Source organism: Mesorhizobium tianshanense (assembly GCF_007830515.1).
GTDB lineage: Bacteria > Pseudomonadota > Alphaproteobacteria > Rhizobiales > Rhizobiaceae > Mesorhizobium > Mesorhizobium tianshanense.
In genome coordinates, this window is the sequence record NZ_VLKT01000001.1 from 116,521 (window position 1) to 141,044 (window position 24,524).

27 protein-coding genes are annotated in these 24,524 nt (G+C 63.1%); 9 read left to right on the top strand and 18 right to left on the bottom strand.

Annotated features, from left to right (window positions below; all coding sequences use genetic code 11):
• Positions 1 to 95: 95 nt before the first annotated feature.
• On the bottom strand, positions 96 to 428 hold the full coding sequence (locus tag IQ26_RS00615; protein WP_240546939.1) for a hypothetical protein: 333 nt from the start codon (positions 426 to 428) through the stop codon (positions 96 to 98).
• The gene (locus IQ26_RS00620) at positions 410 to 937 is read right to left on the bottom strand and encodes a winged helix-turn-helix transcriptional regulator (protein WP_145711290.1); all 528 of its coding nucleotides are present in this window, start codon (positions 935 to 937) and stop codon (positions 410 to 412) included. Before IQ26_RS00620 ends, IQ26_RS00615 begins: the two co-directional genes overlap by 19 nt.
• 99 nt (positions 938 to 1,036) lie before the next feature.
• Here IQ26_RS00620 and IQ26_RS00625 point away from each other — a divergent pair, with 99 nt between their 5' ends.
• Together IQ26_RS00625 and IQ26_RS00630 are read left to right on the top strand one after the other, a co-directional pair.
• Positions 1,037 to 1,903: an alpha/beta fold hydrolase gene (locus IQ26_RS00625; protein WP_145711292.1), complete on the top strand. Its 867-nt coding sequence runs from the start codon at positions 1,037 to 1,039 to the stop codon at positions 1,901 to 1,903.
• Positions 1,904 to 2,088: 185 nt separating this feature from the next.
• Positions 2,089 to 2,415: a glutathione S-transferase family protein gene (locus tag IQ26_RS00630; RefSeq protein WP_240546940.1), complete on the top strand. Its 327-nt coding sequence runs from the start codon at positions 2,089 to 2,091 to the stop codon at positions 2,413 to 2,415.
• 136 nt (positions 2,416 to 2,551) lie between these two features.
• On the opposite strand, the gene IQ26_RS00635 is transcribed toward IQ26_RS00630, so the two are convergent.
• From IQ26_RS00635 to IQ26_RS00645, 3 genes are all read right to left on the bottom strand, one after another.
• Positions 2,552 to 2,827 carry an ArsR/SmtB family transcription factor gene (locus tag IQ26_RS00635; protein WP_145711294.1) on the bottom strand — a complete coding sequence of 92 codons (276 nt, stop codon included), beginning with the start codon at positions 2,825 to 2,827 and terminating at the stop codon, positions 2,552 to 2,554.
• 31 nt (positions 2,828 to 2,858) lie between these two features.
• A complete protein-coding gene (locus tag IQ26_RS00640; RefSeq protein ID WP_145711296.1) occupies positions 2,859 to 4,106 on the bottom strand; it encodes an MFS transporter in 1,248 nt (415 codons plus the stop codon).
• A 92-nt stretch (positions 4,107 to 4,198) separates the two neighbouring features.
• The gene (locus IQ26_RS00645; protein WP_145711298.1) at positions 4,199 to 4,393 is read right to left on the bottom strand and encodes a DUF1192 domain-containing protein; all 195 of its coding nucleotides are present in this window, start codon (positions 4,391 to 4,393) and stop codon (positions 4,199 to 4,201) included.
• A 190-nt stretch (positions 4,394 to 4,583) separates the two neighbouring features.
• On the opposite strand from IQ26_RS00645, the gene IQ26_RS00650 reads away from it, so the two are divergent.
• From IQ26_RS00650 to IQ26_RS00660, 3 genes are all read left to right on the top strand, one after another.
• Entirely contained in the window at positions 4,584 to 5,597 is a 1,014-nt protein-coding gene (locus IQ26_RS00650; protein ID WP_145711608.1) for an NAD(P)H-quinone oxidoreductase, read from the top strand.
• Between the two features lie 160 nt (positions 5,598 to 5,757).
• Entirely contained in the window at positions 5,758 to 5,898 is a 141-nt protein-coding gene (locus IQ26_RS00655) for a DUF1127 domain-containing protein (RefSeq protein WP_145711300.1), read from the top strand.
• Positions 5,899 to 6,318: 420 nt separating this feature from the next.
• Entirely contained in the window at positions 6,319 to 7,014 is a 696-nt protein-coding gene (locus IQ26_RS00660) for a DUF1013 domain-containing protein (RefSeq protein ID WP_145711302.1), read from the top strand.
• Positions 7,015 to 7,235: 221 nt separating this feature from the next.
• Here IQ26_RS00660 and IQ26_RS00665 read toward each other — a convergent pair whose 3' ends face one another.
• The gene (locus IQ26_RS00665) at positions 7,236 to 9,908 is read right to left on the bottom strand and encodes a cation-translocating P-type ATPase (protein ID WP_145711304.1); all 2,673 of its coding nucleotides are present in this window, start codon (positions 9,906 to 9,908) and stop codon (positions 7,236 to 7,238) included.
• A 193-nt stretch (positions 9,909 to 10,101) separates the two neighbouring features.
• On the opposite strand from IQ26_RS00665, the gene IQ26_RS00670 reads away from it, so the two are divergent.
• Positions 10,102 to 11,094, top strand: a complete 993-nt coding sequence (locus IQ26_RS00670) for a universal stress protein (RefSeq protein ID WP_240546941.1) — start codon at positions 10,102 to 10,104, stop codon at positions 11,092 to 11,094.
• A 119-nt stretch (positions 11,095 to 11,213) separates the two neighbouring features.
• On the opposite strand, the gene IQ26_RS00675 is transcribed toward IQ26_RS00670, so the two are convergent.
• The 5 genes from IQ26_RS00675 to IQ26_RS39625 all read right to left on the bottom strand — a co-directional run bounded on the left by IQ26_RS00675 (position 11,214) and on the right by IQ26_RS39625 (position 13,635).
• Positions 11,214 to 11,933 (bottom strand): helix-turn-helix transcriptional regulator, encoded by a 720-nt coding sequence (locus tag IQ26_RS00675; RefSeq protein WP_145711306.1) that lies wholly within the window; start codon positions 11,931 to 11,933, stop codon positions 11,214 to 11,216.
• Between the two features lie 18 nt (positions 11,934 to 11,951).
• Positions 11,952 to 12,362: a hypothetical protein gene (locus IQ26_RS00680; protein WP_145711308.1), complete on the bottom strand. Its 411-nt coding sequence runs from the start codon at positions 12,360 to 12,362 to the stop codon at positions 11,952 to 11,954.
• A 7-nt stretch (positions 12,363 to 12,369) separates the two neighbouring features.
• Positions 12,370 to 12,735: a VOC family protein gene (locus IQ26_RS00685; protein ID WP_145711310.1), complete on the bottom strand. Its 366-nt coding sequence runs from the start codon at positions 12,733 to 12,735 to the stop codon at positions 12,370 to 12,372.
• A 53-nt stretch (positions 12,736 to 12,788) separates the two neighbouring features.
• On the bottom strand, positions 12,789 to 13,391 hold the full coding sequence (locus IQ26_RS00690; RefSeq protein WP_145711312.1) for a DJ-1/PfpI family protein: 603 nt from the start codon (positions 13,389 to 13,391) through the stop codon (positions 12,789 to 12,791).
• A gap of 79 nt (positions 13,392 to 13,470) precedes the next feature.
• Complete coding sequence (locus IQ26_RS39625) at positions 13,471 to 13,635, bottom strand: hypothetical protein (RefSeq protein ID WP_145711314.1); 165 nt, start codon at positions 13,633 to 13,635, stop codon at positions 13,471 to 13,473.
• 187 nt (positions 13,636 to 13,822) lie between these two features.
• On the opposite strand from IQ26_RS39625, the gene IQ26_RS00700 reads away from it, so the two are divergent.
• Positions 13,823 to 14,011 carry a hypothetical protein gene (locus IQ26_RS00700; RefSeq protein ID WP_162457827.1) on the top strand — a complete coding sequence of 63 codons (189 nt, stop codon included), beginning with the start codon at positions 13,823 to 13,825 and terminating at the stop codon, positions 14,009 to 14,011.
• A gap of 135 nt (positions 14,012 to 14,146) precedes the next feature.
• Here IQ26_RS00700 and IQ26_RS00705 read toward each other — a convergent pair whose 3' ends face one another.
• The 7 genes from IQ26_RS00705 to tkt all read right to left on the bottom strand — a co-directional run bounded on the left by IQ26_RS00705 (position 14,147) and on the right by tkt (position 23,601).
• Positions 14,147 to 14,875 (bottom strand): SGNH/GDSL hydrolase family protein, encoded by a 729-nt coding sequence (locus IQ26_RS00705; RefSeq protein ID WP_145711316.1) that lies wholly within the window; start codon positions 14,873 to 14,875, stop codon positions 14,147 to 14,149.
• A gap of 90 nt (positions 14,876 to 14,965) precedes the next feature.
• Positions 14,966 to 15,706: a DUF899 domain-containing protein gene (locus IQ26_RS00710; protein ID WP_145711319.1), complete on the bottom strand. Its 741-nt coding sequence runs from the start codon at positions 15,704 to 15,706 to the stop codon at positions 14,966 to 14,968.
• 134 nt (positions 15,707 to 15,840) lie between these two features.
• Positions 15,841 to 16,866, bottom strand: a complete 1,026-nt coding sequence (locus IQ26_RS00715; RefSeq protein ID WP_145711320.1) for a class I fructose-bisphosphate aldolase — start codon at positions 16,864 to 16,866, stop codon at positions 15,841 to 15,843.
• Between the two features lie 132 nt (positions 16,867 to 16,998).
• Complete coding sequence (locus IQ26_RS00720; protein ID WP_145711322.1) at positions 16,999 to 18,195, bottom strand: phosphoglycerate kinase; 1,197 nt, start codon at positions 18,193 to 18,195, stop codon at positions 16,999 to 17,001.
• Between the two features lie 110 nt (positions 18,196 to 18,305).
• A complete protein-coding gene (locus tag IQ26_RS00725) occupies positions 18,306 to 20,195 on the bottom strand; it encodes a potassium/proton antiporter (RefSeq protein WP_145711324.1) in 1,890 nt (629 codons plus the stop codon).
• A 258-nt stretch (positions 20,196 to 20,453) separates the two neighbouring features.
• Positions 20,454 to 21,464: a type I glyceraldehyde-3-phosphate dehydrogenase gene (gap, locus tag IQ26_RS00730; RefSeq protein ID WP_145711326.1), complete on the bottom strand. Its 1,011-nt coding sequence runs from the start codon at positions 21,462 to 21,464 to the stop codon at positions 20,454 to 20,456.
• Positions 21,465 to 21,609: 145 nt separating this feature from the next.
• Positions 21,610 to 23,601: a transketolase gene (tkt, locus tag IQ26_RS00735; protein WP_145711328.1), complete on the bottom strand. Its 1,992-nt coding sequence runs from the start codon at positions 23,599 to 23,601 to the stop codon at positions 21,610 to 21,612.
• Positions 23,602 to 23,873: 272 nt separating this feature from the next.
• Here tkt and IQ26_RS00740 point away from each other — a divergent pair, with 272 nt between their 5' ends.
• Together IQ26_RS00740 and IQ26_RS00745 are read left to right on the top strand one after the other, a co-directional pair.
• Complete coding sequence (locus tag IQ26_RS00740) at positions 23,874 to 24,146, top strand: DUF4164 domain-containing protein (protein WP_126035294.1); 273 nt, start codon at positions 23,874 to 23,876, stop codon at positions 24,144 to 24,146.
• Positions 24,147 to 24,158: 12 nt separating this feature from the next.
• A complete protein-coding gene (locus tag IQ26_RS00745) occupies positions 24,159 to 24,524 on the top strand; it encodes a cell division protein ZapA (RefSeq protein WP_145711330.1) in 366 nt (121 codons plus the stop codon).

Here is a 24,524-nt window from a genome sequence, read left to right on the forward strand (position 1 = left end):
TTGGATGCGCAAAGGACGCTCTACAGTTTGAAGCAGCTCATGATCCTTTCCGGACACCGATTCCGGTTTCCAGCGTCATGCGCAACGAACCGGCCCTATTTTTTCTTGGCCCGCGCCGGCTTTTTCGCCGGGACAGCCGGCGCATTGGCGAGGTCTTCCGCTTCCTTGGCAAGGCGCAACGCCCTCAGCTTGTTGGTCTTTATCTGACGGGCGTCGCTCTCGGCGACATATTCCGCCATCGCCTTCTGACGAACCGTGGCTGCTTCTTCCTGCTTCTTGAAACGCAAATCGGCCCGCGCGCGGGCAGTATCCTTAGAGTTCTCAACCAACGGTTTTTTCCAATCCCGTAAATTATAGTTTTCAATCCCTTTAATAGCAGAGCCGGCCTGCAATGGGGAAAATAAGTTGGTCAGGCGCCCGGATCGCACCCGGCGCCCGTCGCCTTTCGGGCGACAACCGCCTCGTATCCGGCCTGCAAGGTCGCGCGGACGGTGGCATCCGGCGGCGTGCCGGAAGGCATGCCCAGATGTTCGTGGCGCAGCTCGTCCATGAACTTTTCCCACATCGGCGGGCCGCCCTTTTCCAGAAGCTCGGCGCGGATCGAGAGCTCCTCGCTGACCGGCAGCCAGATGCGACCCCAGGCGCCAAGATGCGCCAGGATCGGCACCAACGTTATGGCCATTTCGGTCAGACTGTAGATCGCCTTCTGCTTGTGAGAGGGATCGTCGGCCTTGGTCAGCATGCCCAATTCCATCAGCCGCTTCAGCCGGTCGGCAAGGATGTTGGAAGCGATGCCCTCGATCGAACCGTTGAGCAATTCGCGAAAATGGCGTTTGCCGCCGAAAATCATGTCGCGAAGGATGATCAGGCTCCACCGGTCGCCGAACACTTCAAGCGACAGGTTGATCGGGCACCCAGACCGGCGATCGATGCTCATGCGATTCTCCGACAAAAACTGGTTGCAATATCATATCAGTTGTATCATAGTGCAACTGATTGCAAAATGCAATTGGTTTACAGAGAGGAGACTGCGATCATGATGAAGGCTGCGGAACCCGAAATCGTGTCCCAGACGTTTGGCGATCCCGCGCATCCACCGATGCTGCTGATTATGGGCGCCATGGCGTCGATGCTCTGGTGGCCGGAGGCGTTCTGCCGGAAACTGGCCGGCAAGGGTCTGTTCGTGATCCGCTACGACAATCGCGATACCGGTCGTTCAACCAAATATGCGCCGGGCGAACCGCCTTACACATTCGACGACATGGCGGACGACGCCATCCGCGTGCTCGACGACCACGGCATCGCGAAAGCGCATGTGGTCGGCATGTCGATGGGCGGCATGATTGCGCAGTTCGTGGCGCTGAAACACCCGTCGCGGGTCATCTCGCTTACGGCGATCAGCACCTCGCCGATGGGAACCGACACGTCGCATCTGCCAGGGATGACCGAGGCCTATATGAAGCATTCGGCCGAAGGCGCCAAGGTCGACTGGTCTGATCGCGACCAGGTGGTCGACTTCATCGTCAAGGACGCGCACGCAATCGCCGGCACCGCGCATGCCTTCGACGAGAAGCGGACGAGGGCGTTCGTCGAACAGGATTACGACCGATCCGGCGGCTTCTTGAGCGCGACCAATCATTTCCTGCTCAAGGGCGGCGAAGATCGGGGCGGCGAAGATCGGGGCAGCGAGGACTGGAAGGGCCGCCTGCACGAATTGAAGGTTCCGCTCCTCGTCATCCACGGCACCGAGGATCCGATCTTTCCAGTCGAGCATGGCGCCGCTCTCGCAGAGGCGGTCGCCGGCGCGAGGCTTGTCCGCATCGAAGGCGGCGGCCATGAACTGCATCCCGACGATTGGGCCACGATCGTCGAGGCCATCGTCACCCATGGCCAAGCCGGGTAAATGGCGGGCCGAACCTCGACACCGAATGTCCGTGAGGCGAACCACCAAAGGAACGAGCAAAACAATGTCCCTGACGATGCAACGCGCATTATCCAGGACCGGTCGAGCTGATCCCTGCCGATGTCGATCTCGCCCGCCAGACCCGCCTCGCTGACCGCTTCTATGACTTTTACGTGCAGCACCCGATGCAGAAGATCGTCGGCGACCGCCTGCGGCCGGAAGACAAGACCGATCCGTTCGGCGTCGAGGAGGCGCGCGTCCAGTTGCGCAGCGCCTACGCCATCATCGAACAGGACATGCAGTCGAGGACATGGGCCATATGTGAAGCCTTCACCATGGCCGACTGCGCCGCTGCCCCGGCATTGTTCTATGCCAACAAGGTCGAGCCGTTCGGCGACAAATATCCCGCAGTGAGGCGCTATCACGACCGGTTGCTGCGGCGGCCGTCTGTTGCCCGCGTGATCGAGGAAGCGCAGCCGTATTTCAAGCTCTTCCCCTACAATAACGGTTAGGCCCGATGCCGCATGATCCGGCACAACTCGGGCTTCTTGTTCCAGGCGCTCACCGATCCGGAAGGCAAGAGCACGCGGCTGGACGCGCTTGGTGCGTCACTGCCGAGGCGTGGTGGCGCATTCTCAGTTCCCGCGGTCAACCAGGCTGCTCTGCGTCCCAGAACTGGTCGAGCCAGATGTTGAGCTTCAGAAAGCCGGCATTGCTGACCGTATAGACGCGCCTTGTCCCTTCCGGCTTGGCATTGACCAGCCCGGCTTCGAGCAGCACCTTCAGATGCTGAGACACAGCCGGGCGCGAGACCGGCAACCCAGCGGCCAGTTCGTTGACGGTCTTCGGGCCGCGCCGGAGCTCTTCCAAGAGATAGCGCCGGTTGGGATCGGCAATCGCCATGAAGGCGTCGGAAAACATCATGCCTTATTTGTGGGGCAAAGTTTTCCAAATCTCAACCGTTGGTTTCAGGCTTTCTGCGCGGATCGAGCCGCAATGCTTCCGGCGTGATCGAGCGCTCGGCCGGTTGCGTCTTGAAGGCGTCGCGGTCTTCGATCGGCACCGGCGCGCGACGGTTGATGCGCAGCAGCGTGTAACCCGCCAGGCAAAGATGCGCCAATGCAGTCGCAAGGAACAGGCCTTCCGGCCGCATCCAGCCCATCAGAGCGGCGCCCAGCAACGGCCCGATCATCGTGCCGAAACCATAGAGCAGCAGCAGGCCGCCCGACACTTTGACGAAGTCCTCCGCCCGGGCGTGGTCGTTGGCATGGGCCACGGCGATCGAATACAGCGTGTAGGCAAAGGCGCCGTAAGCGGCGGTGCAGACAATGACGAAGACGCCGGAGCGCGGCTCGAACAGGAAGACAGCGACGGCGAACAGCGCCGCGCCGAAGGCCAGGCCCGCCAGCACAAAGCGGCGGTCGGTCTTGTCGGAGAGACGCCCGGCCGGAAGCTGCATGGCCGCGCCGGCGACGACCACCAGGCTCATCATCAGCGCGATCTCGGCCGTGGAAATGCCGATGCGGGCGCCATAGACAGCGCCGAGCGTGCCCCAGGCGCCGTTGGCGATGCCGATCAAAACGCAGGCGATCGCCGACACCGGCGAATTGACATAGAGCCCCTTGACGTCGAGCGAGACGTCCTGCAGCGGCTTGGGGTGCGAAGCCGTCGAGACCGCGGTCGGAATGAGCGACAGGCAGAACAGGATGCCGGTGATCATGAACAGCGAGGCCGACTTCACGTCGCCGCCGGCAACGATCATCTGGCCGCCCATGATCGAGGCATAGGTGACCATCATGTAAAGGCCGAAGACGGCGCCGCGGTTCTCGTTGGTCGACTTCTCGTTCAGCCAGCTTTCGATGACCATGAAGGCGCCGGCCATGGTGAAGCCGGTGAAGGCGCGCAGCAGGATCCAGAAATATTCGTCGATGATCAGGCCGGTGAGCAGTGCGACGATGGCTCCCGATGCCGCAAAGGCGCCGAAAGCGCGTACGTGACCGGCGCGACGCACGATGCGCGGCGCAAAGAAGCAGCCGGTGACGAAGCCGCCGGCCCAGGCCGTGCCCATCAGGCCGAGCGATGCGGTCGAGAAACCTTCCACCTGGCCGCGCAGCGGCAACAGCAGCCCGTGCAGTCCGGTCGCCGCCAGCAGGAAAGCGGTGCCGCGAAGCAGCGAGAGGATCGGTCGGTAGCTTGCGAACATTTAGCTGATCCGGCTGGAATTTAGAATTTAGGGAGGGTCTGAAGACAGTCGCATTCGGGCTTTTCGGCGGCGGGCGCTTTCCGCTCTGGAAACTATCCGCGACGGAACAGCGCCTCGGCAGCCGACTTGGTGGTGCCCTTGGCCTTGAGCTCGGCTTCCAGCCGGGCGATCTCGTCGCGCAAGATGCCGATCCGCTCGGACAGTTCATCGACGGAAAGCAGCGACAGGTCCTGCCCGATCTCATGCGGGCGCGCTTTCTTTTTGGGTTCGTCGTCGAAGATCGCCATCGTCGCTCCTCGCTCATGCGCAAAAATTAGACTGCTGCAGCGTCCTTTGGGCGTCCAATCGGATGCCCGGCGCTGTCGTGGCCATTTGCCTGATTTGGCAATCAGCATACATAGGGCAGGGGCATGGATGCAAATGGTCGGCAAGAAACTGGCGCTGGCAAGAAACTGGCGAAGCGAGACGGGAAAATTCATGGCGAATGGACAGAATAAAATTCCGGCGAAGATGACGGCCATTGCGATCTCGGAACCCGGCGGGCCGCGGGTGCTCAAACCTGAAACGCGCGACGTGCCCATGCCCGGTCCCGGCGAAATCCTGATCCGGGTGCGCGCCGCCGGTATCAACCGGCCGGATGTGCAGCAGCGCAAGGGCGCCTATCCGCCGCCGCCCGGCGCGTCGGACCTGCCCGGCCTCGAAGCCGCCGGCGAAGTCGCAGCCCTTGGCGACGAGATATCGCGCTGGCGCGTCGGCGACCGGGTCTGTGCGCTGACGCCCGGCGGCGGCTATGCCGAATACGTTAGGGTTCATGCCGGCAGCGTGCTGCCCTTGCCCGCCGGCTTTACCCACACCGAAGCGGCGGCGGTGCCGGAAAACTACTTCACCGTCTGGCACAACGTCTTCGAGCGCGGGGCCTTGAAGAGCGGCGAGACGCTGCTCGTGCATGGCGGCTCGTCCGGGATAGGCACCACTGCGATCCAGCTCGCCTCGGCCTTCGGCGCTTACGTCATCACCACTGCCGGCAGCCAGGAGAAATGCGACGCCTGCCTGAAGCTCGGCGCCGACCGGGCGATCAACTACCGCGAGGAGGATTTCGTCGCGGCGGTCAAGGAGGCGACCGACGGTCGCGGCGCCAACGTCATCCTCGACATGGTCGGCGGAGACTATGTGGCGCGAAACTACGAGGCCGCGGCTGTGGAAGGCCGCATCGTCCAGATCGCCACGCAGGCCGGGGCGGTGGCGAGCGCCGATTTCTCGAAGATCATGGTCAAGCGGCTCACCCACACTGGCTCGACGCTGCGGCCGCGCACCGTCGAATTCAAGGCGGCGATCGCCGCGGCACTGGAGGCGCAGGTGTGGCCGCTGCTCGGCACCCGCAAGGTGGCACCCGTCATGGACATGATCTTCCCGCTCAAGGAAGCGTGGCGGGCGCATGAGCGGATGGAGGACGGCGATCACATCGGCAAGATCGTGCTCGATGTCGGCTGACGCATCGGCCAAGACACACGCCCCAACAAGCTGAACAAAAGCTTAATGCTGCAATGCACAATTGCATTGCGGCCATGCAAAAGCGTCTGTTCAATTCCTGGGCAGCGATGCCTATTTACGCGCCATCGAAACGAATGACCCAACGAAATGGAGGACTACCATGAACCCGATCCGCGCTTTCCGTAACTGGCGCATGTACAACGAGACCGTGCGCGAACTGAACAAGCTCAACGCCCGTCAGCTTAACGATCTCGGCATCAACCGTGCCGATATCGAGAGAATCGCCCGCAAGGCGCTTTGATCTCGGGCTTGATCCCGTCCGAAGGCGCTCTTCGCGGTGCCTAGGTCCGAGATCAAGCTTTAGAAGCCAGAGCCGCAGCAGACGGATTTCCGTCGCCGGTTCCGAGCCCGCTGGACCCTGTCCGGCGGGTTTTGTCTTTTGGAGCCTCGATGCCGGGCCCTTCTAGGCCGAGCTTCAGCTATTGACCGCGGTTTGAAGCCGCGCGGTCGGTCAGCGGAAGCCGACTAGCGAAAACGCGAGTGACATGGCCCCGATCGCCAAGGGCTCTTTGACGGGTCTGGCCATCATCGCCCTCGCGACCTCCCAAAAACATTGCGAAATGGCGAGAGAGCGGTTATACAGACCGCGAATTTCCCATTTTGGTGGCTCTAAAACCACCGCCCGCGCGGGAACGCGGGCGAACGAGAAGGATATCTTGCGATGGCCAATACCCTGCTGATGCCCAAGGCGACCGCCGTCTGGCTGGTCGACAATACTGCGCTCTCCTTCGAGCAGATCGCGCAGTTCTGCTCGCTGCATCCGCTCGAGGTCAAGGCGATCGCCGACGGCGAGTCGGCGCAAGGCATCAAGGGCATGGACCCGATCATGACCGGCCAGCTGACCCGCGACGAGATCGCGCGCGCCGAGAAGGACCCGAACCATCGGCTGAAGCTGTCCGACCCCAAGGTGCGAGTGCCGGAATCCAAGCGCAAGGGTCCGCGCTACACGCCGCTGTCGAAGCGCCAGGATCGGCCGAACGCCATCCTCTGGCTGGTGCGCAACCATCCCGAGCTGAAGGACGCGCAGATCGCGCGCCTCGTCGGCACCACCAAGTCGACGATCGACCAGATCCGCGACAGAAAGCACTGGAACTCGGCCAATCTGCAGCCGATGGATCCGGTGACACTGGGTCTCGCCTCGCAGATCGACCTCGACATGGAAGTCAACCGCGCCTCGCGTGGCCGCGAACAGGCACAGCCGGCCGGCGACACGCTGCTGCCGGCGGCATTGACCGAGCGGCTGGTGCCGGCGCCGGAGAAGCCAAAGGACGAGGATGCGGAACTCGACGCCAATGCCGTCTTCGCCAAGCTTTCGGCGCTGAAGTCGAAGAACGAGGATACGGACGACGAGGAGTAGGGTACTCGGCGAGGCATCAAGCCGGGCGGTATCTCACAGCCCGGCGCGGCGATTTCGTGACCCGCTGGGCGTGGATGCAGTGGCGCGGCGTCTTTTGTCGGGCTCTGCCGCGCCGGCCTTGTCCAGGCGCGGGAGATGGGCCGCTATGCATCTGTCAAGGCGCCCCACCACGTCTTCGGCAGTGATTGCCTCATCGGTCGAGGCGTTGAGCGTCTTGAAGCTCATTGTCTGGAGGCCTTGCGCCGCTCCCGCCATTTTTCGAATTCCATGCTCACCAGCAGGGTGGCGGCAAGGAGAAGCAACATCCCCCACTCGCGCAGCGAAACCGGCGCGATCTGCAGCGTGTCGCTCAGTCCTGGAATATACATCGCGCCGATGTGCAACGCCTGCGCCCCGAGCACGCCGAGAACGAGGAGGGGATTGGCGAACAGTCTTTGACGGAAGACCGAGAGGTGTTCAGACCGGCTGTTAAAAACCTGGAAATTCTCGAAAAGGACGAAGAGAAGGAGCAGAGAGTTGCGCGCCTGCTCCACGGGATAGCCCTGCTGGAGCAACCAGTAGAAGACGGCGAAGCCTCCAACGCCCATGACCAGAACGGAATGCCAGATGCGGCGGATCATCACGCGATCCAGGATCGGCTCGTTAGGACGGCGGGGCGGATGGCGAAGTTCGTCGCCCTCGGCCGCCTCGGCGGCAAGCGCCACGTCCTGTATGCCATTGGTGACCAGGTTGAGCCAAAGGAGCTGGACGGCCAGCAAAGGCATGGGCAGCCCCATCGGCATTGCCAGCAGGAACAGCACCACTTCCGCCGCGCCGGTCGATACCAGCATGAAGACCACCTTGCGGATGTTGGCGTAGGCTACACGCCCCTCCAGGATACCGTTGACGATCGAGGCGAAATTGTCGTCGGTGACGACGATATCGGCGCTTTCCTTGGCGATATCCGTGCCGGCTCGTCCCATCGCCACGCCGACATGGGCATGCTTCAGCGCTGGCGCATCGTTCACGCCGTCGCCGGTGACGGCGACAAAATGTCCGTTGCGTGAGAGGGACAAAACGATGGAGAGCTTCTGTGCCGGATCGACGCGGGCGAAAATACGGGCATGGCGCGTCAACTTGTCGAGTGCCGCTTCCCCCTCCTGCTCGGCGCGGCGCACCGCCTCGCCCGTCACCACCTGGTCGGGATTGAACACGAAGCCGGCCTGCTCGGCGATCACGCTCGCCGTTCGCGGATCATCGCCCGTCACCATCGCCACTTCGATGCCGGCACGATAGCAGTCGCGGATGGCATTGGGCACTTCGGGGCGCACCGGATCCTGCATTCCCGCCATGCCGAGAAAGGTGAGATCCACCAGGTGGTGATGCGCGTACCCGTCATCTGGTGTCGTGTCGATCTCCGCCTGGGCGAACGCCAAGACGCGCAGGCCCATTCCGGCAAGATCCTCCTTCTGGCGCAGCAGAAACTCACCGTCGATCGGCAATGGTCGGCCATCAGCATCCATCTGGCTGGCCATCGCTATCAGGGTTTCGGGCGCGCCCTTGACGAAAATACGAACACGGCCCTTGCGGCGGTGAAAAGAGGCCGCGTATTTGAGGTCAGGCTCGTAGGGGATGCGCGTGATGAGTGGATAGTGCGTGGCGATTTCCTCCTGTTCGATGCCACCCTTGCGGGCTGCCGCCAGCAGGGCGACATCGACGGGGTCGCCGTGCCGGCTCCAGCTTTCCCGCTCCTTGAACAGACGCCCCTCATTGGGCAAGGAAGCCGCTTTCAGAAGGGCGGATGCGCGCAACGAGGCCTGCACATTGTCGCCGTGCGGCGACACGATCGAACACGCGTCCAGATCCTGGCCCGCCTCGCATTTCAGTCGCGTTCCGTCCGGCAGCAGGATATCCGTGACGGTGAGTTCGTTCATCGTCAGCGTGCCCGTCTTGTCTGTCGCGATCATGGTGCAGGAGCCGAGCGATTCCATTGCCGGCATCTTGCGCACGATGACGTTTACCCTGGCCATCCGCCGCATGCCGATGGCCAAAGCGACGGAGATCGCGACGGGCAGCCCCTCGGGAATTGCGCTGACCGCAAGACCGACCGCAAGCATGAACAGATCGCGGTAGAGGATGTCGCGCAGAAGCCCGACTGCGACCAGCAGAAGAATCGCAAGGCAGACGGCAATCGCGATCATCCGCGAAAAGCGCTCCAGGCGTATGAGGAGCGGCGGCTTGGATATCGAGCGCCTGCCGATCTCCTCCGCGATCTTGCCGATCTCCGTTGCTCCGCCGGTCGAAACGACGACACCTCGTCCGCGTCCACGCGTGATCATGGAACCGGCATAGGCAACGTCCGGCCCCGTTTCCGCACCTGACGATGAGGGCCTCTTCTTCACCGGTCTGGATTCGCCGGTCAGCAGCGACTCGTCGCATTGAAGGTCTTCGCTGAGCAGGAGCTGAATATCGGCCGGAACCCTTGCCCCGGCTTCCAGGAGCACCAGATCGCCGGGAACGAGTTCGCGTGCGTCGATCCTGCACTGCGCTCCATCGCGGACTACCGACGCATGCGGTTCTTCCAGATTTCGGAGCGCTGCCGCCGCCCGCCCGGCCGAATGTTCCTGTGCGGCTCCTATGATGCCGTTGATCACCAGGACAACGCCGATGAACAGCGCATCCTTTGCGTCTCCCAATGCCAGCGAGACCACGGCTGCGAAGACAAGGATGTAGATCAGCGGGCTGAGGAACTGCCGCAAGAATACGGCGGCGAGGGATGGCGCATACGGTTGGGGGAGAGCATTCGGGCCGTATTGTTCGAGTCTGGAGCGCGCTTCGGCATTGGTTAGCCCCAAAACAGGAGGACCATCCGGTATTGGCACACCGTTCGTCTGCGAGAGGACCAGATCGTTCATCTCTTTCGGTTGGCACGGTCCAGACAACTGTGGGCGGCTTCGCCTGGTCCGTGGCCCCTTCGGGTTATCATTGCCGTCGCCAATTTGTGTGGCACATGGCCAACTTAAATTGTTTGTCTTGAATCAAGCCGGCGCGCGTTCCTCATCCCACTAAGGGGTGCCGTGGCGATCGAAGGCTTGGGTGGAGTAAGGCTTGGCGGAGGACACCATCATGGGGAGGCGGAAGGCGAGCAACTTTGTTGGCCCCGCCGATTTTGATGCAAGTCAAGGAGAAAACGCTGGTCTTGGCTACCCTACGCTACTTTCCGACAAGGGTGTTCACATGCTCAAAAGTATTCTCGTTGCCCTGGATGGCTCAAGCTCGAGCATCGCCGGCGCCAGTTTCGCGCTTCGCCTGGCCGGTCGTCTGAGCGCAAATGTGGAGGGACTGGGTGTTGTTAATTCCGACTGGATCCAGCGCCCGCAGCCAGTCCCGGTAGGCGGACTTGCCTACAAAAGGGAATTTGACCTCAAACTACTGAATAGCGCTGACGAACGCATCGATACCGTTCTGCATGCGTTCAGTTCGGATGCGCGGCGGGCGGGCATAACATTTTCCACCAAGCGGATCGATGCCGATGCGCTTTCAAGCATCGGCATCGAATCCATCGAGCACGATCTGGTGGTCGTGGGACGGAACAGCCTTTTCGACGTCGAGGGAGAGCTCGACAGAATTCCGCTCTGCGTGGATCGCATCTTTCGCAGCGGGTTGAGGCCCGTTGTGATGGTTCCGGATGCTGATGAGGGCGGTCAGGCCGAGAACGACACCGCCCCTCTGTTGGTTGCTTTCGATGGAAGCGCCGCCGCTTCCCGCACCCTCCATATGTTGGCACTCCTTGGCATCGCGGCGGAGCGGGAGGTGCATATTCTGACCCAGGACAACAGGTCCGAACTGCAAGCCGCCGCCGAGGCTGAGCGCGCCTGCGCGCTGCTCCGTCGGCACGGGATCGCGTGGGTAAAAGGAGTGGGACTGGGCGATAGGCAAGCCGGCACGCCGGCGGAAGCGATCCTCGGGACGGCGAAGGTGTTGGGCGCCGGCATGATCGTCATGGGTGCTTACGGCCATAGCGGTATTCGCGAGATATTCGGCTCATGCACGCGTGCGGTTCTGACCGAAGCCCGGCAGCCGCTCTTCCTGTACCATTAGGCGCTTGTGCCGTCGAAGCTGCAGAAGGATATGCCAGGCTACCCCGCGCTGTCGCGGGCCCGTCAACGTTTTCACACAGCCCGCCTCAAGCGGGCATTTTTGACGCAAACTCGCGCGTGTCAGGTTCGCGCAGCCCGGTCCGGTCTCATGCCGTAGTCCTCGCTGCGCTCCACCGCGCGATAGAAGTCGGCGAGTTGCTTGCCGCGCTCCGGCTTGAAGACGCGGCCGGCAATGACCACCGAAGCGATGCGATCGATCCGGAAAGCGCGGAAATCGTCGCGCATCTCGCACCAGGCGACCAGCGTCCACACCTTGCCCCAGAACCACAGGCCCAATGGCCTGATGTCGCGCGCGGTGCCGCGGCCTGCTTCGTCGGAGTAGTCGATGGTCAGCACCTGGCGTTTCTCCACCGCGCGCTCGATCAGGTCGATCGCCTCGCGGGCGGCATCGCTCACCACCCACATCGGCGTGTGGATTTCGGTGCGGGCGATGCGGTCCTTTTCGGCATCGGGCAGCACGGCACCGATCTTGACCAGCGCCTCGTCGGCGGCCCGCGCCATGGCGGCACCGCCAAAGGCGCGCACCATACGGGCGCCGGCGACCAGCGCGACGATCTCGTCACGCGTGAACATCAACGGCGGAAGGTCGAAACCCTCCCTCATCATGTAGCCGACGCCGGCCTCGCCGTCGATCGGCACGCCGGTCGACTGCAGGTCGGCGATGTCGCGGTAGATGGTTCGCTCGGAAACCTCGAGCCACGTGCCAAGCTTCTGGGCGGTGACCAGACGGCCACCGCGCAGATGCTGCACGATCTGGAAGAGCCTGTCGGCGCGGCGCATCGTACGGTCCCTCGATTTCTATGGTTCGAGCCCTTCGCGCTTGCGCTGCGCGGCGACGAATGCCGCGCCGAAGGACAATTTCCCTGTTGTCGGCGTCTTTGCGTCCAGCACCCGCCAGAACGGCGCAATGTCGCTCAGCGTCATGCCGCGCTCCAGATCCTCGTTGGCGGCCTCGGCGACGGTGCGCAGATGATAGCCGACCGTGACCGGGCATGTCACTTCGGCACCGTGCTCGATGGCGAGCGCGGTGCGCAATGCGCGGACGTCCACGTCCACGCCCTTTGGGATAGAGCGGATGAAATCATCGACCTGCCGGGCTGTCGGCACCAGCATCGACTGGCCCTCGACGACGTCGCCAACAGTGCGCGGCGACGGCTTGATGCCGTTGGTGCCCGATGTGTTCAGCCTTTCGCTCCAGCTCTTTACCATGCGGCACCTAGACGAAGAGCCCAAAGCTGTTGCCGTCCGGGTCGAGGCAATAGGCGAATGTGCCGGCCGGAATAGAGATCGCCGGCGAGACAACCTGGCCGCCGCTCTGCCTCACCCGTTCCATGGCGTCCTCGATCGGTGCGGCAACCGACAGATGGATTGTCGGGCCGGTTCCCGGTGCCGCGGGTTTTCCGGGGTAGACGTGCCCGGATGCCATGCGGTCCTGCGCGGCGAACATGGCAATCGGGTTTGGGCCGCTCTCCTCCAGAACGGGATCGTTCTGAAGCACCGATGCATAAAAGGCGCGCGCCCGATCCATATCGGTAACAGGGATCTCGAACCAAGCCGAGGCTTTTGCAGGGATGAAGGCCATGTCTGTCTCCTGATACTGTCGCACTATTGCACGCCGCTCCTGACACCATACTGTCAGGAGGCTTCAGCATATTCCCCTTCAGCATACTCCTTGGCGAACAGCGTACGCATCTGCGCGAGGTCGCTGCTTCTCTGGGGATAGAGCGTCTTCAAATAAGCAAGGGCGAAGGTGCCCGGAGCCGAACCCGGCGCGGACACGATGCGACTGTCAGCGACGGCATGGGGCACGTCCTGATAGTTCTGGGCGCCAGCGTAACCCTGTTCCTTTTCATTGATCCACTCACGACCATTGCTGGTGTGCACTGCCTTTTCGAAGAGGCCGGCACGCGCCAGCGCCAACGTGCCGGCGCAGATGCCACCGACCACGCCGCCGCGCGCAGCAATCGCTGTCAGCAGTGCTGAGACGTCCGGCGGCGCATCGACCCATTGGTCGGAACCGATGACGGCGACGGCATCGAGATCGGTATTCTCGTCGACCTCGGCGGAGCGGTCGGGCGTCAGCAGAAATCCGCTGGCCGACCTCACAGGCTTGCCGTCCGGCGTCAGCGACACCGCGCGTGCGCCGAACCATTCGACCGCCGAAGCCGCCAGCAAGCCGTATTCCCAGTCGGCGAAGCGATCGATGAAAAGAATGCCGATGGTCTTCTGTTCGGACATTTCCTGCTCCGTCTTTCGGCTCGCCGGACCTATTATCTGGGCGCTGCGGCGTCCGCGTCCAACCGTTGCCGCGAAAAAATCATCCGCGATTGTGGCGGCCTTCGTAATTATCCGGCCAACCGATGTCCTTGCGGATGCTCTGCGGCAACGCATTCATGAAACGCTGAGTGCGAATCTCGTTGCGCATAGTCCGGATCTTGCCGACATAGTGCTGCACGCTGCGCAGAATGGTAAAACCGTTCATGACTGGTCTCCTCTCTTTCGATGGAGACACTATCGCACACCCCTCCTGACAGCAGTCTGTCAGGAGGGGTGTGCGGTCTTTGGCGAGCGCGCCAGGTTTGGCCGTTTCGCAGTCCAGCATAGCGCCTGTCCGCTTTGATCCCGTCGTGAATAGTGACCAGGGAAGAGCGCAAGGAGCGCTTTGACAGTTGGCCGCGATGCTGGTCAAAGGCAGCATGTCGAAATTCCTCGCGCTCGTCATCGTCGCCATGATGGTCATCCAGATGATCAAGCCGCTCGGCTTGCCGGGGCTGAAGCGGCGCAGCGATTTCTGGAAGCTGGCGGTGCTGGCCATGGCGGCGATTTCCTTAACAGCGGCGCTGGGACATTGGACGTAGATCGGAGGCCGCCCCCCGGCGCTATGGCTCCTGGCCGTTCAAGTTCTTCGAAACGGGACGTTTCGTTCCGCCTGAAGGCGGACCGACTTTCACCGTTCGCAACTCGAGCAAGCCAAATCGTTGGCGTTTCACCGGCTACGCCGGACGTTTCTCATCCAGCACCAGGCCGACGAGATGTTCCGCCCAGGCCCGGTAACCGGCTTCCGAAGCATGAAATCCGTCGGACGCAAAACCGGCCTCGGCATCGGTGATCGGCAGGCGCGGTGCCGGCACCGCCCCGCGTTCGAGGCAAAGGCGCTCGCCCATGCGGTTCATCTCGGCGGCGCGGATTTCCAGGATCGTTCCGAGCAGCGGCGGCATTGCCGGCGCCCGGGTGAATTCCAGCACCGGCGACCACACCACGCGCGCCTCCGGCCATTTGGCGCGCAGCGCGTAGAGCAGGCCGCCAAACTCCCTCTTGAAGCGTGGCACCGAGTGAAAGTTCTTGGTGTCGTTGGTGCCGATGGCGAGCACGATGTGCGTCCACGGATCGGCCGACAGATTGGGCAGCACATGATCGCGGATCTGGCCTGAGGTTGCCGAGTTGAAGCCGGCTGCCCGCCAGCGCACCGCACGGCCAGTGCGTTTCGAGATCAGATCGGCCAGTTGCGCGGCCAGCCCGTACTCGGAATTGCCGATGCCGACCGAGGCGGCGGAAGAATCGCCAAGCATCAGAAGCGAGACCGCTGGCGCCTGGCCCGATATCTCGTGCATGACTGGACCTTGCGCAGGAAGCATGCGGGTGGTGCGGCGGCGCACGCCGAGCCCCTGCCAGACATAGACAGGAAAGGCGAGCCAGGTGAGGAGGGTCAGAAAGCGCTGCATCGCAAACCGTTAATGGGCAAGTCCGTTAATGGGATAGCGAGCAGCACTTAGCGCATGTCGGGCCTAAGGCGAAAGACCCTGCGTCCGCCGTCAATGGCAACAGGCGTCCTGCATCTCGGGCCTGTCCGCATATTCATCGTGCAGCCGTACCCAGTCCATCAGGCTGTGGTAGGGGCCGGTCTCGTTGCGCCCTTTCGGCGTCAGGTCGAGATAGTGATAAGCGCCGATCAGCGGATCGCCGCCCCTGGAACGCGACATGAAGGTCAGGAAGATGTCGCCTTTCTCGTCCCTGTAGAACACGCTGGTACCGGGAAGGTCCTTCGATTTCCGCGCGCGCTGCTCGAAATTGTAGGTCGTATCGCCGTCCGCGATCTGCTTGTCGGTGAAGGAAACCTGCATGTCGAAGTTGAAGTCCGAGGTGTAGGACGACACCCAGTCGAATTTCCAGACCATGCGCTGCCTGTAGGGCAGAAATTCAGCCAACGGCGCGCGCGAGATCACGACCAGCGACACATCGTGGTGCTTGAGGTGCTGGTTGGCGCCGTCAATGTGGTCGGCAAGGAAGGAACAGCCTTCGCAACGATAGTCGGCACCCGGCCCGAACATGAAGTGGTAGACAATCAGCTGGCTTGCGCCTCCGAACAGGTCGGCCAGTTTCTTCGGGCCCTGTTCGGTCTCGAAGACATAGTCCTTCCTGATCTTCAGCCAGGGCAATTCGCGCCGTTCGGCGGCGACGCGGTCGCGAAAGCGCGTCAATTCCTTTTCGCGGGCCAGATGCGCCTTGTGCGCCTGGAACCAGTCTTCCCGTGAAACGATCTTGTTGTTTGGCATGAGCCTGCTCCTCGTTGAGCCCCAAGGACGTTTGGGCTCGACGCAAGCCGACACGGCCATCGCGTTTTTTGGAGTATTTTGGAGCAGATGGAACCTGGGCCATATCGCCCAGGTTCGGACGAAGAAAAAAACGGTCAGGCGGCCTGTTCCAGTTCCGGCTGCCATTTTCCAAGCGCGGCCAGATGGTTCATGTGGGCGCGGTGGGCGAAGGCGGCCTGGGCGGCGGCGACGTTGGCCGCCTTGCCGCTCCATGCCTTCTGTGGCGCCGCCTGCAAGGCGCGGCCGTAGGAGAAGGTCAATTTCCACGGATGCGGGCCGATGGCGTTGATGGCGTTGAGGTTGGCGGTCGCTTCCTCGTCCGATTGTCCGCCGGAGAGAAAGGCGATGCCCCCCACCGCTGCCGGCACCGTCTCGCGGAACAGTTTAATGGTCTTTTCGGCGACCTCCGCGGGGCTGCTCACCTTGCCCGACTTCTTGCCGGCGAGAACCATGTTCGGCTTCAGGATGGTGCCTTCGAGGACGACGCGGGCCGCGTAGAGCTCGGTGTAAAGTTTCGTCAGCGTCGCCTTGCTGATCTCGTAGCAAGCGCCGATGTCGTGGGCGCCGTCCATCAGCACTTCCGGCTCGACGATCGGCACGATGCCGGCTTCCTGGCAGAGCGCGGCATAGCGGGCGAGCGCATGGGCGTTCGAGCCGATCGACGTGGCGGACGGCACGCCCTTGGCGACGTCGATGTCGATCACTGCGCGCCATTTGGCGAAACGGGCGCCGAGCTTGTAATAGTCGGCCAGGCGCTCGCGCAGGCCGTCGAGGCCTTCGGTGATGGTGTCGCCGGGGAACCCGGCCAGAGGCTTGGCGCCGGCATCGACCTTGATGCCGGGGATGGCGCCGGTCGCCTTGATGATGTCGACCAGCGGCGTGCCGTCGGCGGCCTTCTGGCGGATGGTCTCGTCGTAGAGGATGACGCCGGATATGTATCTGGTCATCGCCTCCTTGGCGCGGAACATCATCTCGCGATAGTCGCGGCGGCTGTCGGCGGTCGATTCGACGCCGATGACGTCGAAACGCTTCTTGATGGTGCCGGAGCTTTCGTCGGCGGCCAAAAGGCCCTTGCCGTCGGCCACCATCGCGGCGGCAATGTCCTCGAGACGTTCGCTCATTGTGCTTCTCCTGAAGAAACGGTTTGTCCGTATCCAGCAGACCACCAGAGCAAGGCAGGTTCAAGTCGAACCATTCCGAGCGGAAAGCTCGAATCGATTGAAAAGCGCAAACGCCCTCGTTCGCCTCTCGCCTCAGCCCTTCAACACATCGACACCGGGCAGCGGCTTGCCTTCCATCCATTCCAGGAAGGCGCCGCCGGCGGTCGAGACATAGGTGAAGTCGTCGGCGGCGCCGGCATGGTTGAGGGCGGCCACCGTGTCGCCGCCGCCGGCGACCGAGATCAGTTTGCCGGCCTTGGTGCGGGCCGCGGCGTGCCTGGCCGCCGCCACCGTCGCGCGGTCGAACGGCTCGATCTCGAAGGCGCCAAGCGGACCGTTCCAGACCAGCGTCGCGGCGCGGTCGATCCAGTCGGCAACGGTCTTCACGGTCGTTTCGCCGACATCGAGGATCATGCCGTCGGCCGGCACCTCCGATATGGCGACGGTTTCGCTGGCGGCGCCCGCCTTGAATTCCCTGGCGACGACACCGTCGACCGGCAGGATGATGGCGCAGCCGGCTTCGGCCGCCTCGATCATGATCTGCTTGGCGGTCTTGGCGAGATCATGTTCGCACAGCGATCTTCCGACGTCGGTGCCGCGCGCGGCGAGGAAGGTGTTGGCCATGCCGCCGCCGATCACCAGCGCGTCGACCTTCTTCACTAGGTTCATCAGCAGGTCGATCTTGCTGGAGACCTTGGCGCCGCCGACGATGGCGACGACAGGTCGGGCCGGATTGCCGAGGCCCTTTTCCAGCGCGTCGAGCTCGGCCTGCATGGTGCGGCCGGCGAAGGCCGGCAGCAGGTGCGCAAGCCCCTCCGTCGACGAATGCGCGCGGTGGGCGGCGGAAAAGGCGTCGTTGACGAAGATGTCGCCATTGGCGGCGAGCTTTTCGGTGAAATCCGGGTCGTTCTTCTCCTCGGCCTTGTAGAAGCGGGTGTTTTCGAGCAGCAGCACGTCGCCGTTGTCCATAGCGGCGACGGCGCTTGCGGCCTTGTCGCCGATGCAGTCCGGCGCAAAGCCGACAGGGCGGCCGAGCACGTCCGCGGTCGCCTTGGCGATCGGCTCAAGCGAGAATTCGGGCGACGGCCCGTCCTTTGGCCGGCCGAAATGGGCAAGCAGGATGACCTTGGCGCCCTTGCCGGAAAGCTCTGCGATGGTCGGTGCGATGCGCTCGATGCGCGTGGCGTCGGTGACCTTGCCCTCAGTGACGGGAACGTTGAGGTCGACGCGCACCAGCACGCGCTTGCCATCGATATTGCCGATGTCGTCCAGTGTCTTGAAGCCGACCATGCTGTTCCCTTTCGCGAAAAATCGCGGGGACCTTACCCCGCATCAACGACGATGCAAGACCTGCAATGGTGCTACGCGGAAAATATGACCACAGCCCGTGTCGGGAGCCGTCAGCCCTCGTCGATTGCCTTTTCCACCACCGGCTGTGGAGCCGGTTCCGGGTCCGCCGGCGCTTCGGCATTCTGCTTTTTGGTCCGCTTGCGCCACTTGCGGACAAAGGCAACGATGCGGTCGCCGATCTCGCCAGCACTCAGGAACACAGGCACCCGAGCCATCGGCGCCGTCGGCTCGAGGGAAAGACCGAGGCCAGTGATCTTGCCCTTGTCGTCGACGTCGCGGACGATCAGCTCGATCGGGCCAAGCAGCACGCGGTCGGCATATTCGGCATGGCCGCCGAGCCGCTCCGTCACCAGGTCGCCGACGGTCAGCTTGCGTTCCTCCTCGGTCAGGCCCGGCGCGTAAGCCGCTTCCAGTTCCGCGGCGGAGCGCGCCGGATCGACGGCGAAGGCACCGAAGAAGTCCGCATCCTCGGGATCGACCACGGCGCGGCTGGCGAACAGCTTGTCGAGCAGGCCTGGATAGCGATCCGGCACGAAGATGTAGACATGATCGCCGGCGGCGAGCCTGCCCATGTCCTGGAAGCGCATCGAGCGCCCGTCGCGCAGCACCAGCGAGGGCCGTGCCCAGCGTGGGATGCGCTCACCACGCGCCACCGGGCTGCCAGGTGCTACGCGATAGGCGAGAAGCTCGTGATGGGCGGAGCCCGGCAATTCGAGTTCGACCTTGTCCAGCGGGCCCAGGCGGGCCGGCACGATCAGGCCGAGGCGGCGCGCCAGCGGTCCGACGGTCCATCCCTGAACGACCAGCGATACCAGCACGACGATGAAGGCGGTGTTGAAGATGAGGCGACCGTTCTCAAGGCCGCCAAGCAGCGGCGTGATGGCGAGCAGGATCGACACGGCGCCACGCAGGCCCACCCATGAGACGAAGGCGACTTCCGGGCGCGGCAGGCGGAACGGCATCAGGCAGAGCCAGACGGCGATCGGCCGCGCCACGAATATCAGGAACAGGCCCAGCAGCACCGCCGGCAGCAGGATCGCCGGAAATTGCGAGGGCGTCGCGAACAGGCCGAGGATCAGGAACATGATGATCTGTGCCAGCCACGACATGCCGTCCTGGAAGCGCTTGAGGATGGTGACGGCGCGGATGTCGGAATTGCCTGATATCAGGCCGGCGAGATAGACGGCCAGAAAGCCGGAGCCGCCAATGGCGCCGGCGGCGGCGAATACCATCAGCGACAGTGTCAGCACGAAGATCGGTAGCAGTCCGTGGTCGAGATTGAGCCGCTCGACGAGGCGCACGATGGCGAGGCCGCCGAAAATGCCGACGATGGCGCCAAGCCCCATGTTGAGAAGGAAGCCGAGGGCGAGGTCGGTAGCCAGCACCCTGGCCTCGGGATTGGCGTTGACGGCGATGATCTCCACCAGGGTGATGGTCAGGAAGATGGCGATCGGGTCATTGGTGCCGGATTCCACCTCGAGCGTGGAACGCACGCGCTCGCGCAGATTGATCTCGCCGGCGCGCAACAGGAAGAAGACCGCTGCGGCGTCGGTAGAGGCGACCGCGGCGCCGAGCAGGAGGGATTCCAGCCAGCTGAGATCGAGCAGATAGTAGGCGGCGGCGCCGAACAGGCCGGTGGTCAAAAGAACGCCGACGGTCGCCAGCGACAGCGCCGGTCCGGCCGCCTGGCGCAAGGCGTTGAGCGGCGTGCCGAAACCGGAATCGAACAGGATGACCGCCAGCGCCAGTGAGCCGGCAAAATAAGCCAGCCGTGCATTGTCGAATTGGATGCCGAGGCCGTCGCTTCCCGTGGCCAGGCCGATGCAGAGAAACAGCAGCAAGAGAGGGGCGCCGAAGCGGAAGGCGATCAGGCTCGAAAACGCGGCGGCAACGATCAGTGCGGCGCCGACCAGCGTCACGAGATAGATCGTATGCTCCATCCGCCAATTGCCCCCTCGAATTCGTATTCCACTCGCTTTACGGGAGAGTGAGGCGAAGACATGACCAGTGCAAGGCGGGAGGGTGGTTTTTTGCCCTATGCCACTCCAACGTCGTCATCCTAGGGCGGAGCAGCCGCGAAGCGGGGTTGCGGCGTCCTCAGGATGACGAAGCGCGATCGCCGTTCAGGCCAATCTCCAACGAAAAACGCCCGGACGAAGCCGGGCGTTTCGTACCACGAGACGATGGTTGTTTTCCAATCAGGCGATGGTCTTGCCGAAGGCGACGGCGGTGTCAGACATGCGGTTGGAAAAACCCCATTCGTTGTCGTACCAGGACAGCACCGAAACGAAGTTGCCGTCCATGACCTTGGTCTGGTCGAGCGCCATGATCGAGGAATGCGGATCGTGGTTGAAGTCGATCGACACGTTCGGATGATGGGTGACGGCGAGAATGCCCTTCAGCTTGCCGTTGGAGGCGGCGATCACCGCCTCGTTGATCTCCTGCACCGTGGTCGCGCGCTTGGCGATGAATTTGAAATCGACGACCGAGACGTTCGGGGTCGGCACGCGGATGGAGATGCCGTCGAGCTTGCCCTTGAGGTCGGGCAGCACCAGGCCGATCGCCTTGGCCGCACCGGTCGAGGTCGGGATCTGCGACAGCGCCGCGGCGCGGGCGCGGTAGAGATCCTTGTGCATGGTGTCCAGCGTCGGCTGGTCGCCGGTGTAGGAGTGGATCGTCGTCATCATGCCCTTCTCGATGCCGACGGCCTCATGCAGCACGGCTGCCAGCGGCGCCAGGCAGTTGGTGGTGCAGGAGGCATTCGAAATGACGACGTGGTCCTTGGTCAGCTTGTCGTGGTTGATGCCATAGACGACGGTGAGGTCGGCGCCCTCGGCAGGCGCCGAGACGAGGACACGCTTGGCGCCGGCGGTCAGGTGCGTGGCAGCCTTGTCGCGGGCGGTGAAGATGCCGGTGCATTCGAGCGCTATGTCGATGCCGAGTTCCTTCCACGGCAGCTGCGTCGGGTCCTTGATCGCGGTGACCTTGAATTTTTCCTTGCCGACGGTGATCTGGTCGCCGTCAACCGTCACTTCATGCGGGAAGCGGCCATGCACGCTGTCGTAGCGCAGCAGATGCGCATTGGTCTCGACCGGGCCGAGGTCGTTGACGGCGACGACATCGATATCCTTGCGGCCGGACTCGTGGATGGCGCGCAGGATGTTGCGGCCGATGCGGCCAAATCCGTTGATGGCAACTCTGACGGTCATTTGTCTCTCCCTGGGAGTTGGTGCCCGCAGTTTCATAGCGGCGGACATGAAAAGAATCCAGCCGTCGGCGACTGGAGTTAAATCGATTAAGCTCGGACTAGCCCCGCGACATCATGTCCGCGGTTTCGCCGCCCGAGCAAAGGGTTCACTCGCCGTGCAGGCGGGCTTCCGCCGCCTTCACCGTCGCTTCGGCGGTGATGCCGAAATGCGGATAGAGCTGTTCGATCGTACCAGAGGCGCCGAAACCGGTCATGCCGATGAAGATGCCGTCGGTGCCGATGAAATGATCCCAGCCCTGGCGGATGCCGGCTTCGACGGCGATCTTGACCGGCGCGTTGCCGATCGTCTTCTTGCGATAGTCGGCGCTCTGCTTGTCGAACAATTCGAAGCACGGCACAGAGACGACGCGGGTCGGATGACCGTGCTTCTCCAGTGCTTCGCGCGCCGCCAGCGCGATCTCGACCTCGGAGCCCGAAGCGAAGATCGTCACCGCCGCGTCGCCATTGGCGGCGGCCAGTTCATAGGCGCCCTGGCGGCTGAGGTTCTCCGCGACGAAGTCGTTGCGCACCATCGGCAGGTTCTGCCGGGTCAGCGCCAGCGTCGAAGGCGTCTTTTCCTGTTCGATGGCCAGTTGCCAGCATTCGGCGGTCTCGACCGCGTCGGCCGGGCGGAAGACATTGTGGTTCGGAATGGCTCGCAATGCGGCCAGATGCTCCACCGGTTGATGGGTCGGGCCGTCTTCGCCGAGACCGATGGAATCATGGGTCATGACGAAGATCGAGCGGATGCTCATCAGCGAGGCAAGCCGCATCGACGGACGGGCATAGTCGGAAAAGCACATGAAGGTGCCGCCATAGGGGATGATGCCGCCATGCAGCGTCAGTCCGTTGAGCGCGGCCGCCATGCCATGCTCGCGGATCCCGTAGTGGATGTAGCGCTGGCCGTAGTCGTCCGATGTGATGTTCTTGGTCTGGCTGGTCTTGGTGTTGTTGGAGCCGGTCAGGTCGGCCGAGCCGCCGATGGTTTCCGGCACGGCTCCGTTGATGATTTCGAGCGCCATCTCCGACGATTTGCGGGTGGCGACCTTCGGCTTGTCCTGGCTGAGCTTCTTCTTGTAGTCGGTGATGACGGCGTCGAAATTCGCCGGCAGAGTGCCACCGATGCGACGTTCGAACTCGCCCTTCAATTTGGCGTCGGCCTTGGCGAGGCGGCCTTCCCAGTCGGTGCGCGCCTCGACGCCGGTCTTGCCGGCGACGCGCCAGGCGTCGAGGATGTCGGCCGGAACCTCGAAGGGGGGCGAATCCCAACCGAAGAATTTTCTCGCCCCGGCGATTTCCTCGGCGCCGAGCGGCGAGCCGTGCGCCTTGTTTGTGCCTGCCTTGGTCGGCGCACCGAAGCCGATGGTGGTCTTGCAGGCGATCATCGTCGGCTTGTCCGAATGGCGTGCCGCCTCGATGGCATAGGCGATCGCTTCCGGATCCTGGCCGTCGATGTGGCTGGCGTTCCAGCCGGAGGCCTGGAAGCGGGCGACCTGATCGGTGTTGTCGGCCAGCGACACCGGACCGTCGATCGAGATGTTGTTGTTGTCCCAGAAGACGATCAGCTTGTTCAGCTTGAGATGCCCCGCCAGCGCGATGGCTTCCTGGGAAACACCCTCCATCAGGCAGCCGTCACCCGCCAGCACATAGGTGTAATGGTCGACGAGGTCGTTGCCGAAAGCTGCGTTCATGATGCGCTCGCCGAGCGCGAAGCCGACCGAATTGGCCAGCCCCTGGCCGAGCGGGCCGGTCGTCGTCTCGATGCCGGCGGCATGGCCATATTCGGGATGGCCCGCCGTCCTCGACCCCAACTGGCGGAAATGCTTGATCTGGTCGAGGGTGATGTCCTCGTAGCCGGTCAGATAGAGCAGCGAATAGAGCAGCATCGAACCGTGACCGGCCGACAGGATGAAACGGTCGCGATCGGGCCAATGCGGGTTCTTCGGATCGTATTTCAGGAAGCGCGTGAACAGCACCGTGGCGATGTCGGCGCAGCCCATGGGCAGGCCGGGGTGGCCGGACTGGGCGTTCTCGACGGCGTCCATGGAAAGAAAACGGATCGCGTTGGCCATCCGGTCATGTTGTTCACGCGAGGTCATGCTTCCTCCAGTGTGGGGGTTTGGGCCTTGGGAGAGCCCTTGAAAAGGGTGCGCGACACATAGCAGGCGCGGCTTTTTAGTCAATAAACCGGCGCGCTTTTGCCGGGCTTGTGATGCCGCCAGAAGGGCCTTGAGGAACCCTACATTAGCGTTAGCGGGGGACAGTCGCGAGAGCTTTATTGACGTTGGCTTCACACGGCGCGTAATCTTTCAAGGGTAACGCGTTATGAACGTGGATGATTCGGTGATGGGCAGGGCGCAGGACGAAAGCCATGACCGGGGAGACGACACTCAGGGAAGTCATCGCCAGGCTGGGTAAGGCCATCGATGGGCTGGAAAATGCCGTCGCGGCCAAGCTCGAGCACGAGCGGGACTATACGGAAGCCGAGGCGGAGGTGCAGCGCATGAACGCCGACCGCTCGCGGCTGGCCCAGGAACTCGACAATTCCGAAGCGCGCGCCGAACGATTGGAAGACGCCAACAAGGAAGTGTCGCGCCGGCTGGTGACCGCCATGGAAACCATCCGCGCCGTGTTGGACAGATAAGGGGCTGGCCCAATGGCACAAGTCACGGTTTCCATCGACGGCAAGCAGTATCGCATGGCCTGCGACGAGGGCCAGGAAGAGCATCTGATCGACCTTGCCGAGCGCTTCGACCGCTATGTCTCGCATCTGAAGGATTCGTTCGGCGAGATCGGCGACCAGCGGCTGACCGTGATGGCCGGCATCATGGTCATGGACGAGCTTTCGGAGCTGCAAAAGCGCGTCAAGGGCATGGAAAGCGAAGTGCTGACGCTGCGCAAGACGCGCGATGACGCGCTGACCAAGGCCGACAAGAACGATTCCGTGCTGACCAATGCGCTTGGCGCGCTCGCCCAGCGCATGGAGGATCTGGCGACGACGCTGGCGGTGAACAAGGGCTGA

Excerpts from the sequence above, each read along its gene's own strand:
- tkt (WP_145711328.1), bottom strand. The coding sequence starts at position 23,601 with ATGACCTCGCGTGAACAACATGACCGGATGGCCAACGCGATCCGTTTT.
- IQ26_RS00740 (WP_126035294.1), top strand. The coding sequence starts at position 23,874 with ATGACCGGGGAGACGACACTCAGGGAAGTCATCGCCAGGCTGGGTAAG.
- IQ26_RS39625 (WP_145711314.1), bottom strand. The coding sequence starts at position 13,635 with ATGAACGGTTTTACCATTCTGCGCAGCGTGCAGCACTATGTCGGCAAG.
- IQ26_RS00675 (WP_145711306.1), bottom strand. The coding sequence starts at position 11,933 with ATGCGCCGCGCCGACAGGCTCTTCCAGATCGTGCAGCATCTGCGCGGT.
- IQ26_RS00655 (WP_145711300.1), top strand. The coding sequence starts at position 5,758 with ATGAACCCGATCCGCGCTTTCCGTAACTGGCGCATGTACAACGAGACC.
- IQ26_RS00705 (WP_145711316.1), bottom strand. The coding sequence starts at position 14,875 with ATGCAGCGCTTTCTGACCCTCCTCACCTGGCTCGCCTTTCCTGTCTAT.
- IQ26_RS00710 (WP_145711319.1), bottom strand. The coding sequence starts at position 15,706 with ATGCCAAACAACAAGATCGTTTCACGGGAAGACTGGTTCCAGGCGCAC.
- IQ26_RS00660 (WP_145711302.1), top strand. The coding sequence starts at position 6,319 with ATGGCCAATACCCTGCTGATGCCCAAGGCGACCGCCGTCTGGCTGGTC.
- IQ26_RS00620 (WP_145711290.1), bottom strand. The coding sequence starts at position 937 with ATGAGCATCGATCGCCGGTCTGGGTGCCCGATCAACCTGTCGCTTGAA.
- IQ26_RS00640 (WP_145711296.1), bottom strand. The coding sequence starts at position 4,106 with ATGTTCGCAAGCTACCGACCGATCCTCTCGCTGCTTCGCGGCACCGCT.
- IQ26_RS00720 (WP_145711322.1), bottom strand. The coding sequence starts at position 18,195 with ATGGTCGGCTTCAAGACACTGGACGACATCGGCAATATCGATGGCAAG.
- IQ26_RS00650 (WP_145711608.1), top strand. The coding sequence starts at position 4,584 with ATGGCGAATGGACAGAATAAAATTCCGGCGAAGATGACGGCCATTGCG.
- gap (WP_145711326.1), bottom strand. The coding sequence starts at position 21,464 with ATGACCGTCAGAGTTGCCATCAACGGATTTGGCCGCATCGGCCGCAAC.
- IQ26_RS00725 (WP_145711324.1), bottom strand. The coding sequence starts at position 20,195 with ATGGAGCATACGATCTATCTCGTGACGCTGGTCGGCGCCGCACTGATC.
- IQ26_RS00635 (WP_145711294.1), bottom strand. The coding sequence starts at position 2,827 with ATGATGTTTTCCGACGCCTTCATGGCGATTGCCGATCCCAACCGGCGC.
- IQ26_RS00645 (WP_145711298.1), bottom strand. The coding sequence starts at position 4,393 with ATGGCGATCTTCGACGACGAACCCAAAAAGAAAGCGCGCCCGCATGAG.
- IQ26_RS00625 (WP_145711292.1), top strand. The coding sequence starts at position 1,037 with ATGATGAAGGCTGCGGAACCCGAAATCGTGTCCCAGACGTTTGGCGAT.
- IQ26_RS00745 (WP_145711330.1), top strand. The coding sequence starts at position 24,159 with ATGGCACAAGTCACGGTTTCCATCGACGGCAAGCAGTATCGCATGGCC.
- IQ26_RS00630 (WP_240546940.1), top strand. The coding sequence starts at position 2,089 with ATGCAGAAGATCGTCGGCGACCGCCTGCGGCCGGAAGACAAGACCGAT.
- IQ26_RS00690 (WP_145711312.1), bottom strand. The coding sequence starts at position 13,391 with ATGTCCGAACAGAAGACCATCGGCATTCTTTTCATCGATCGCTTCGCC.
- IQ26_RS00665 (WP_145711304.1), bottom strand. The coding sequence starts at position 9,908 with ATGAACGATCTGGTCCTCTCGCAGACGAACGGTGTGCCAATACCGGAT.
- IQ26_RS00680 (WP_145711308.1), bottom strand. The coding sequence starts at position 12,362 with ATGGTAAAGAGCTGGAGCGAAAGGCTGAACACATCGGGCACCAACGGC.
- IQ26_RS00685 (WP_145711310.1), bottom strand. The coding sequence starts at position 12,735 with ATGGCCTTCATCCCTGCAAAAGCCTCGGCTTGGTTCGAGATCCCTGTT.
- IQ26_RS00715 (WP_145711320.1), bottom strand. The coding sequence starts at position 16,866 with ATGAGCGAACGTCTCGAGGACATTGCCGCCGCGATGGTGGCCGACGGC.